Source organism: Achromobacter sp., assembly GCF_036567245.1.
Classification (GTDB): domain Bacteria; phylum Pseudomonadota; class Gammaproteobacteria; order Burkholderiales; family Burkholderiaceae_B; genus Achromobacter.
Window position 1 is genome coordinate 1 of sequence record NZ_DATCUY010000550.1, and the last position, 3,031, is coordinate 3,031.

Below are 3,031 nucleotides of genomic sequence, written 5' to 3' on the forward strand. Positions count from 1 at the left end.
ATGCCTTCGGTGATCACCAGCCCGAAGCCGCCGGCGGCGTAGGCTGCGTAGTAGTCGGCCATTTGCGGCGTGGCGCGGCCATCTTCTGTCGCGCTGACCCGGGTCATGGGCGCGACGGCGAGACGGTTGGACAGGCTCAGTCCCCGCTCCAGCCGCAGCGGCGTGAACAATCCGGCGTGCGCGGCCTGCGCATCGCCGGCCGGACGATAGGCTAGCGTGTTCATGTCAGCGGGCCTCCTGGGGGCGCACGGCTGCGATGGCCTCGATCTCGATCATGGCCGCGGGGTCGTAGAGCGCCTTGATTTCGGCGATCGTGTCGGCCGGGTAGGGGGCCGAGAAGAAGCGGCGGCGCAGCGTGACCACGTCCTGGAAATGCCCCATGTCGGTGACGAAGATGGTGACCTTGATGACGTCCTTCAGGCTGGAACCGCCGGCTTCCAACGCGCGGCGCAAATTCTGGAAGGCTTGTTCGCCCTGGGCCAGAAAGCCGCCCTCGACGATCTTGCCGTCATCGCCGGCGCCTGCCTGGCCGGAGATGAACAGCAGATTGCCGAACTGGATGCCCTGCGACAGCAGGAAGGGTTCGTAGTTGTCGGGCTGGGTAATGACGCGCTGTAGCATGGTGCGATTTCCTTCACTTATGGTTGGTCGAGTGAATCAGCGTGAAGCCCGCCGATCCATGCCTCCAATGTAGGGATGCTGGCCTTTGGTGACAAAGGTTCATTTGTCAGCTATAAGGTGAGTAAATCTCATCTATGAACATGCAACGCCGATCTCTTCCCCTTTCCGGACTCCGTGTGTTCGAAGCCGCCGCGCGCCTGGGCAGTTTCAAGGCCGCCGCCCAGGAACTGGCCGTCACGCCGACCGCTGTCAGTCACCAGATCCGCGCGCTGGAGGCGCAGACCGGGCTGGCGCTGTTCGACCGCCATGTGCGCAGGGTGTCGCTGACCGAGGCGGGCGCGCAGCTCTATCCCGTGCTGCGCGACGGCTTCGATGCCTTCGAGGCGGCGCTGGCGCGCCTGACCCAGCAGCGCGCGCGGATGCAGGTGACCATCTCCGCGACCAACGCGTTCACGGTGAAATGGCTGGTGCCGCGCATGGCCGATTTCCGCAGCCAGCATCCCGGCATCGATCTGCAGTTGCAGGCCAGCGACGACGTGGTGGACCTGCGATCGGCTGCGGTGGACATCGCGATCCGCTATGGCCGCGGGCCGTATCCGGGCCTTGTTGCCCAGCCGCTGTTCACCGACCGTTTCGCGCCCGTGGCGAATCCGCGCCTGGGCGTCTCGTCACCGGACGATCTGGCCCGCGTGCCGTTGATTCGTTTCAACTGGAAGTGGTCTCATCCGGACAATCCGACCTGGGAGCGCTGGTTCGACGTCGCGCAGCGTTCGCTGCCCCGGCAGGCGAGCGAATTGCGCTTTTCCGATGAGGGCCATGCCATACAGGCGGCCGTCGCCGGCCATGGGGTGGCGCTGGTCAGCCTGGCATTGATCGCGGAAGAACTGGCAGCCGGGCATCTCGTGCAGCCCTTCGGCCCGGCGATAGCCGGGCACACCTACCACCTGGCCATGCATGCCGGCCGGCCGCCCTCGGCGCCGGTCCAGGCCGTTGCGCACTGGTTGAGCGCGCAGGCGGCGATGCAAGAGCCGGGCGAGCGGAAAGCGTAGGCGGACTTGTTGAGGAGCCTGGGTCGCAGCTGTCAGGGAGCCGCTTTTGCAAGCGTTTCCGCTACGGCTGCCTTGGCGCGGCCGAAGTCCGCCTTGTCGTCCATCAACGCGGCGACGTTGGCAAATGCCTGGTAGGCGAGCAGCTCCATGACCAGCTTCGCCTCGTCGGCATCGGCCGCAATTTGCTCTTGCGCCTTAGCTTCGCGGATCAATTCGTAAAGGCGTGCGCGGCCGGCCTCGCGGTATTGCTGGATTGCGTCGCGCAAGGGGCCGGGGCGCGCACGATACTCGCTGCTTACCGCAGTGATGACGCAGCCGCCCGGAAGCTGGCGGGTCTCCACGAAGTCGAACCAGCCGCTCATCAGGGCGCGCAGCCGCGCCAGCGGCGTGCGCTTGCGCATGGCCGGTTCAATGACCTGGGTCTGGTACAGGCCAATGGCATGGGCCAAGGCTGCCAACTGCAGGTTTTCCTTGTCGCCGAACAAAACCTGGAGATTGCTTTTTCCCACTTCAGCCCGTTCGGCCACTTGGCCGAAAGTCAGGCCGCCCAGTCCTTCGACGGAGAGGAGTTTCACGGCTTCGTCCAGCACGCGGGCACGCGCGCGCTCGCCGCGCAGCCGGCGGCCATCGGGCGCGGGGGAGGGAGGCAACGGATTCATTGGAGCCTGTTCTCTACTTGCATGAATTTGATTCTTTCACGATACTATAAATACGATCGTATATATATAAACGTGAAAAATGAGCCCGGAATTTGCGCTGCAAGCTGAACAGAACCGCCCTGGCCGCACCCTCGCGGTGCTGTTGACGGGCAACTTCGTGACGATCCTGGATCTGTTCATCGTCAATGTCGCATTGCCCAGCATCCAGAGCGGCTTGTTGGCCAGCGATACCGATTTGCAGTTGATCGTGGTGGCGTATGCATTGGCCTACGGTTTGTGCCTGATAAATGGCGCGCGCCTGGGCGATCTTTTCGGGCGGCGGCGCTTGTTCCTTGCCGGCATGGGGCTGTTCACCCTGGCTTCGGCCCTGTGCGGACTGGCGCTCACGCCATGGCAGCTCATCCTGGCGCGCGCCCTGCAGGGTGTGGGGGCGGGCGTATTGATGCCGCAGGTGCTCGCTTCGATCAGGGTGGTGTTCGAGGGAGAGGCGCGCAGGCGCGCGTTCGGCATCATGGGCGCGGTGCAGGGCGTGGCGGCAAGCATCTCGCAGTTGCTGGGCGGAATTCTCATCACGCTGAATCCGCTGGACTTGGGATGGCGGCTGGTGTTTCTCATCAACGTTCCCATAGGCATTGCCGCGTTGGCGGCGGGACGGCGGGCGCTTCCCGAATGGCGGGCGCCGGTGCCGACGCGGGTGGACCT

The 3,031-nt window shown here is 64.8% G+C and carries 3 protein-coding genes and 2 pseudogenes; 2 read left to right on the top strand and 3 right to left on the bottom strand.

Annotated features, from left to right (window positions below):
- Together VIR09_RS23200 and VIR09_RS23205 are read right to left on the bottom strand one after the other, a co-directional pair.
- Window positions 1-224, bottom strand: a pseudogene (locus VIR09_RS23200) (NADH:flavin oxidoreductase); the annotation flags it as partial.
- A 1-nt stretch (window position 225) separates the two neighbouring features.
- The gene (locus VIR09_RS23205; protein ID WP_332014984.1) at window positions 226-621 is read right to left on the bottom strand and encodes a RidA family protein; all 396 of its coding nucleotides are present in this window, start codon (window positions 619-621) and stop codon (window positions 226-228) included.
- 140 nt (window positions 622-761) lie between these two features.
- Here VIR09_RS23205 and VIR09_RS23210 point away from each other — a divergent pair, with 140 nt between their 5' ends.
- Window positions 762-1,670, top strand: coding sequence for a LysR substrate-binding domain-containing protein (locus VIR09_RS23210; RefSeq protein ID WP_332014986.1), 909 nt, complete (start codon window positions 762-764; stop codon window positions 1,668-1,670).
- 32 nt (window positions 1,671-1,702) lie between these two features.
- Here VIR09_RS23210 and VIR09_RS23215 read toward each other — a convergent pair.
- Window positions 1,703-2,393 (bottom strand): annotated as a pseudogene (locus VIR09_RS23215) (TetR/AcrR family transcriptional regulator).
- 15 nt (window positions 2,394-2,408) lie between these two features.
- Between VIR09_RS23215 and VIR09_RS23220 the strand changes: the two are divergent.
- Window positions 2,409-3,031, top strand: a 623-nt coding sequence (locus tag VIR09_RS23220; RefSeq protein ID WP_332014985.1) for an MFS transporter, incomplete at its 3' end; no start/stop codon positions are given.

Bases quoted from the DNA above. Each gene is read 5' to 3' on its own strand.
- VIR09_RS23205 (WP_332014984.1), bottom strand. From the start codon at position 621: ATGCTACAGCGCGTCATTACCCAGCCCGACAACTACGAACCCTTCCTG.
- VIR09_RS23210 (WP_332014986.1), top strand. From the start codon at position 762: ATGCAACGCCGATCTCTTCCCCTTTCCGGACTCCGTGTGTTCGAAGCC.